General features: G+C 67.1%; 4 protein-coding genes. All 4 read right to left on the minus strand.

Features of this window, described 5'->3' with window-relative positions; translation table 11 throughout:
- Nucleotides 1-73: 73 nt before the first annotated feature.
- Nucleotides 74-1525 carry a PepSY domain-containing protein gene (locus tag QMX96_RS26270; RefSeq protein ID WP_282362699.1) on the minus strand — a complete coding sequence of 484 codons (1452 nt, stop codon included), beginning with the start codon at nucleotides 1523-1525 and terminating at the stop codon, nucleotides 74-76.
- Nucleotides 1526-1573: 48 nt separating this feature from the next.
- Nucleotides 1574-3727: a TonB-dependent receptor gene (locus QMX96_RS26275; RefSeq protein ID WP_282362700.1), complete on the minus strand. Its 2154-nt coding sequence runs from the start codon at nucleotides 3725-3727 to the stop codon at nucleotides 1574-1576.
- 90 nt (nucleotides 3728-3817) lie between these two features.
- Nucleotides 3818-4204: a DUF2946 domain-containing protein gene (locus tag QMX96_RS26280; protein WP_282362701.1), complete on the minus strand. Its 387-nt coding sequence runs from the start codon at nucleotides 4202-4204 to the stop codon at nucleotides 3818-3820.
- A gap of 54 nt (nucleotides 4205-4258) precedes the next feature.
- Complete coding sequence (locus tag QMX96_RS26285) at nucleotides 4259-6298, minus strand: mechanosensitive ion channel domain-containing protein (protein ID WP_043859888.1); 2040 nt, start codon at nucleotides 6296-6298, stop codon at nucleotides 4259-4261.
- Nucleotides 6299-6489: the final 191 nt, after the last annotated feature.

Raw genomic sequence — 6489 nt, forward strand, 5'->3', positions numbered from 1 at the left:
GGTCAAGCCCGCTCCCACAAGGATTGGCGCTAACCCTGTGGGAGCGGGCTTGACCCGCGATGCGATCCGAAGGCTAGCGCCGTAAACGCCGCCACCCCATCACCACACCACTCACGCTCAGCACCAGCCCACCCAGGCTGAGCACGATCATCCACCCATCCCACAACGGCCGCCGCGTCAGCAGCGGTAGCCAGTCCCAGCTGTGCAGCAACGCGAACAGCCAGCGTGACGCGCGCCGTGGCTGGTCCAGCTGCCCCAGTACTTCACCGGTGTACAGGTCCAGATGCAGCCAGGTCTGCGCCGGGTCGTCGAAGCGCACCCGCAGCACCGGCAGACGCTTTTCAAGATGCCCGAGCATGCTCTGCTCGGCCCGCGCGTAGTAGTAGAAGTCGTAGGCCTCCAACTGCTGCACCTGCATCGCCGGCCCGATCGCCCGCGCCGCCTGCTCCAGCACCGCCCGTGGCAGACGCTGCAGCACCTGGCCGTCGTGCATCGACAGTACCCGCGTGCGTCCCGCGCCGTCCTGGCCCACCACATACCCCGCGCCACCGATCAGCCGCCACTCCAGCTCGCGGGCGGTGAAGCCCTGGTCGGCAAAGCGCGCCAGTGCCTGGGGCACCGACAGCGGGAACGCCGCCGCATTCAGCGGCCCGCCCTGATACGCCGAGGTATCCAGCGGCTGCGCACTGCTGAACAGCCGCCACGGGTTCATCGACATCAGCCCACTGAAAATCCAGGTGATGGCCAGGGCACCGAACAGCAACCCGCCCACATGGTGCCAGCGTGCCCAGCCCTTGTACGGCGAACGCGAACCGCTGCGGTAGGGCCGGCTGAAGCGCCAGCGCATCACACCCACCACCGCGCCCAGCAGCGCCATCACGCTGGCCGCCAGCGACAGGTAGATCACCAGGTTGCTCCACAGCCCGTCCAGGCCGATGCCGCGCAATGGATACAGCCAGTGCAGCCAGGCGCCGATCAGGTTCCAGCCGCGCTCGCTGGCGCTGGCATCGCGCACCACTTCGCCGGTCTGGCCGCTGATGTACAGCAAGGTGCCGTCCGTATCGCTCAACTGCACGCGATGCAGCGGCCGGTGCGCATCCAGTGCGCGCGAATGGCTCCACAGGTCTTCCTGCACCGCGTCGCGATAGGTCAGCGGCGCATGCGGGTCGTATTGCCCGGCACTGGCCAGCGCCCGTTCGCGGGTGGTGGGGGCGATGCGCTGGCCGCTAGTTGCGTCCACTGCCAGGGCCTTGCCGCTGGCATAGTCGAACAGGTAAAGCGCCTGCCCGGCCACGCTGCTCAGGCGTATGCGTGCAGGTTGCGGATCGGCCACCGCCAGCGCCTCGCCCAGCGAGACGCAACAGCCCTGCGCCGACAGCGCCGGCAGGTGCGCCAGGTGCTCGCGCGGGGTCAGCTTGGGGTAGCCCACGTACAGCATCACCATGCCCGAGACGAACCACAGCGCCATGAACACGCAGGTCACGATCCCCAGCCAGCGATGCCACAGATACAGATAACGCTTCATTGCAACGCTCCATCAGGGCCGGGGCGCGAACGCCCCGGCCCGGCCCAGTCAGAAGCGGGTCTGCACCGCCAGTTCGAAGGTGCGCGGTGCACCCAGGTAGAGCATGCTCGACGAAGTCCAGCGTGCGTACACCTCGTCGGTCAGGTTGCGCACCCGCGCGGTGATGCGCGTGTCGGCATCCACCTTGTAGCCGACGAAGGCCCCGAACAGGGTGTACGACGGCGCGTAGCGGGTGTTGGCCGCATCGGCATACACCGACGACACATAGCGGCTGTCGCCGCCCACCTGCCACTGCGGGTCCAGGTCGTAGGTCAGCCACAGGTTGGCCACCCGGTCCGGGGTGTTGGTGGGGGTGTTGCCCTTGCGCGAGAACGACTGGCCGCCGACGTTTTCGTTGAACGCGTCGTACTGCGCATCGACATAGGCGAAGTTGCCTTCGGCCAGCAGTTGCGGGGTGACGCGCAGCGCCGCCGCCACCTCGATACCGCGTGACGACTGCTTGCCCACCGGCTGGGTGAAGCCGGGGTTGGCCGGGTCGGCGGTGGCCAGGTTGTCGCGCTCGATGCGGTAGGCGGCCACGGTGGCCGAACCGCGTCCGTCCAGAAAGTCGAACTTGCTGCCCACCTCCAGCTGCTTGCCGGTGCTCAGGTCGAAGTCGCGCACCTGGCCGAAGCTGGCGGTGGTGAGCATGCCGGCGGGCGGGTCGGCGGCGGTGCTGTACTGCACATACACGTTGGCCGACGGGGTCAGCTCGAACACCAGGCCCACACGCCCGGTGGTGGGCTGGTAGCGGCGTTTGAACTGCGCCGGGTTGGCCTCGTTGACGGCGCGGTAGTTGCGTACCTGCAGGTCGATGCTGTCGTGGCGCAGGCCCGTCAGCAGGGTCAGGCGATCGGTCAGGGTCAGGCGGTTCTCCAAAAAGCCGGCCCAGGTGTCGACCGTGTTCTGACGGTTCTTCTCGTAGCCGGGGAACATGCCCGGCAGGTCGTAGAAGTGTCCCGGGTCGAAGTGGTCGGGGTCGACGCTGCCGGCAGCGGTGCCCGAGCGCGGGTAGGTCATCTGCACGTTGTGGCTGTAGTCCAGGCCCGTCGACCACTGGCTGCGCAGGCCGAACAGCTGGCCGTCATGCAGCAGTTCCACGCGGTTGCCGTTGAGCTCCTGGTCGTGCCGTTGCAGCAGGCTGCCGGCGCGTTGCACGCGGCTGTTGTCGGCGTTGTAGGTGTAGGTCTCGAGATTGCGGAAGTTGCGCTCGGCGTTGTAGTGGTAAAGCGTATTGCGCAACGAGGTGGCGTCGTCGAAACGGTACTCGGTGATCGAGCGCAGCCAGCGCACGCGCTGCTCGTAGCGCCCGTCCTCGACGTTGTAGTTCTCGAAGCGCCGGCTCTTGTCGACCTTCATCTGGCCGCCCAGCGGGTTGAGCACCGGGCTGCCCCAGTAGGGGCTGTCGACGCTCTCGTTCTGGTATTCGAGTGCCAGGGTGTGGGACAGCTGGTCGTTGATGTCGGTCAGCAGCGAGAACGCCACGCTCCAGGCATCGCGCTCCTCGCGGTCGACGTAGCCATTGCTGCGGGTATGGCTGAAATCCAGGCGCGCATGGTTGGTGTCGTTGAGTGCGTGGTTGAAGCCGAACGAGGTCTCGCTGCTGTCGTAGCTGCCATAGCTGACGCGGCCTTCGTTGAAGTCTTCGTCGCGGTTGGCCAGCTTGGTGATGTAGTTGATCGAGCCGCCTACGGCGCCGGCGCCGAACAGGAAGCTGGACGGGCCGCCGACCGCTTCGACGCGGTCATAGATCCAGCTGTCGACCGGGCGTGCGGCGATCGAGTCGTACTGCACGCTGATGCCATTGAACAGCTGGGTGATCTGCGCCCCGGAAAAGCCCCGGTACGACACCGAGCCGGCCGAGCCGGGCGGGGAGGCGGCGTTCAGGCCGGGTACGCCGGCGAGCATGTCCTGGGTGGTCCTGGCGCCGCGCTGTTCGATCTGCTGGCGGTTGACGATGCTGATCGAGGCCGGGGTTTCGCGGGGCGTGAGGCCCAGGCGCGAACCGGTTTGCGAGGGGGTGTCGAGCAACACGCCGTCCACCGGGATCGGCCGGTCGCTGACCAGTACATCGGGCAGCACGAGTGCCTCGTCGGCAACGGCGTTGAGCGACAGGGCGCAGAGCAGGGCAGTGCAGCCCTGCAAACGTGAGAAAGGGGTCATTGAGCGAACTCTGCAGGTGAGCCAACGGCACCCCCGCGCAGTGGCGCAGGCGTGTGCCGGTACGGGCAGCGGCAAGGCTGCCGGGTTGGATCAGGCCAGCAGGGGGGAGGCGCGCGGGTTGGCCGAGGGCCAGCAGTAGCGAGGTGGCGCCTTGCTGCGCAGTTCGTGGTGGTAGCGGCGCGTGCGGGTGAACGCCAGCAGCCAGCCGATCACCAGGCTCAGGGCCAGGCACACCACGGCCGCGGCACACACCGGGCAGGTTTGCAGGCTGTCCCAGCCGGCGATGGAGGCGTCGCTGTAATCGGTCTTGAGGGTCGGGCCCGGGGTGCCCATGGCCGAGCAGAAGGCTCCGCCGATGCCGTTGAGCTGCAGGCCCATCATCTGCCCGTGGCCGATACCGCAGGCGAACAGATTGAACAGGACGCTGAAGTACAGCGTCCAGGCAATCAGCGAGCGGTCGGCACGGGTAATTTTCATGGCGGCGACTTTAGCACCACCTTCCCATGCCGGGAAGGTTGAACGCCGCAGTGTCTACACCGTTTCGTCGCGTACGTGGGCCGGCTGCGGGTAATACTGCGCGAAGCTCACGTCGTCGGTCTGGTCCACGCGCTTTTTCAGGCGTTCGTTGAACGCCCGGTTCACCGCGTACTGCCCGCCCGAGGTGGTGCGGAACTGGGCGGTGAGGGTGATGCCGTTGAGGTTCATGGCGTCCACCCCGAACACCTGCAGCGGCCCTTGCAGGCTGTGGCGCAGCACCGGGTCCTCGCTGATCGACTGGCCCACCTCGCGGATCAGGTGCAGGGCGCTGTCGACATCGGTCTGGTAGCTGAACTGCACCGAGAAGAACGCATAGGCGAACTGGCGCGACTGGTTGGTGACGGCCTTGATCTGGCCGAACGGTACCGAGTGCACGAAGCCCTTGCCGTCGCGCAGGCGCAGGGTGCGGATGGTCAGGCTCTCGACGGTGCCGGCGTGGCCGGAGTCGAGCACCACCCAGTCGCCGATGGCGATGGTGTCCTCGATCAGGATGAACAGGCCGGTGATCACGTCCTGTACCAGCTGCTGCGAACCGAAACCGATGGCCAGGCCGACCACCCCGGCACCGGCCAGCAGCGGCGCCACGTTGATGCCCAGGTTGGCCATGGTGGTGATGGTGCAGATCACCACCAGCACGATCTTCACCGCGTTGCGCAGCATCGGCAGGATGGTGCGCACCCGTGTGCTGGGCTGGCGCGAAGCGCGCCGGCCGGCGCTGGGCTTGAGGGCTTCCTGGATGGCGGTGTCGATCACCACCCACAGCAGCCAGGTGACCAGCAAGATCAACCCGATGCTGCTCAGCGAATCGCTGATTGCCCGGCCCAGGCTGTTGCGCACGGCGAATTCGAGCACCGAAAAACCCCAGATGCGCCCCAGCAGCTCGATGAAGGCGATGGCCATGCCGATGCGCAGCAGCGCGTGGGCGAGGTTGCGCACCAGTTCCTTGTAGGGGCGAAGGCGCTGGCCGGGGTCGACCTCGCGGGACTTGAACAGGTGCTGCAGCACCGTGCTCAGGAACACCGTGCCCACCAGCAGCACCGTGGTCAGCAGGGCCTTTTGCAGGGCCTTCTGGCTTTCTTCGCCGGCGCCGATCAGGTTGATCGCCGATACCAGGATCATCATCAGGATCGGCAGGTACCACAGCCACGAGAAGATCCGCAGGGTTTCCTGCAGGGCGCGGTGCTGCAGGCGGTCGTGCAGGTCGCGGTTGCGGATCAGGTGGGCCACCGGGCGGCGCAGGCGGATCACCAGCGCGGCGAAGGCGAAGGTGGCCAGCAGGCCGGTGATCACCGCGATGCTGCTGGTGAGGTTGCCACCGATCTGGCGGGTGATCTGCGGGCTGGTCAGGGCGTCGGCCCAGGCGGCGAGAAAGCCGATCATGAACAACGGGCGTGGCGCGATCTTGCGGATGATGCGCACGGCGGTGCGCTTGTGGCCGGTGTCGAACACGGTGATCAGGCACAGGATGATCGACGTCGAGAACAGGCCGCTGCTGGTGGCGTAGGCCAGGCTCAGGCCCAGCGCGCGGCCGATCGAGGGGTCGAGCAGGCGCGTGCTGGCGTAGAGGGTGGCGGGCAGGCTGGCCAGGGCCGGCAGGGTGTAGGGCAGCAGGTAGCCGAGCAGTTTCTGCAACCGCGGACGTTCGCGCAGCGGGCGCCTGCGATTGATGTGGTGGGACAGCACGCGGCCCAGGCTGGTGAGCACGCCGAACACCACCAGCCAGGTGAGGCTGAGCAGGGCAAAGTCCACCAGCAGGTCGAAGGAGTCTTCGGCGTGGCGGTCGACCAGCTGGTTGGCCTCCTTGCTGGCGCGATTGGCGCGCAGGCGCCAGGCGTCGACCAGGTGACCGTCGACGTCGATTTCCTGGGTGACGCTGTCGAGGCTGTTGGCCAGAGCGCCGAGCAGGCCGCCCTGAACCACGGGTTCCGGGGCTTTTTCGGCGGTTTCGGCGCTGTCGGTGCCGGGGATGAGGCTGGCGGCGAGCAGTTGCGTGCTGAGCAGGCAACCGAGCAGCAGGGTGAGCAATCGGGTCACTGGGCACTCCTTGAGCCGTGAATGACGGAAAGGGTAGTCCAAGGAACTGATCGGTATTTGCCGGGCAAGTTCGAAACCGAGGTGAATTCATCGCGGGTCAAGCCCGCTGCCACAGGTGCGACATCGCTCTTGAAATCGGCACATCACCTTGTGGCAGCGGGCTTGACCCGCGACAGGCCCGAACGCCGGCC

Origin of the sequence: Pseudomonas sp. PS01300 (genome assembly GCF_029960155.1) — a bacterium.
GTDB lineage: Bacteria > Pseudomonadota > Gammaproteobacteria > Pseudomonadales > Pseudomonadaceae > Aquipseudomonas > Aquipseudomonas palmensis.

Coding starts and splice junctions, on each gene's coding strand:
- QMX96_RS26270 (WP_282362699.1), bottom strand. CDS start 1,525: ATGAAGCGTTATCTGTATCTGTGGCATCGCTGGCTGGGGATCGTGACC.
- QMX96_RS26275 (WP_282362700.1), bottom strand. CDS start 3,727: ATGACCCCTTTCTCACGTTTGCAGGGCTGCACTGCCCTGCTCTGCGCC.
- QMX96_RS26280 (WP_282362701.1), bottom strand. CDS start 4,204: ATGAAAATTACCCGTGCCGACCGCTCGCTGATTGCCTGGACGCTGTAC.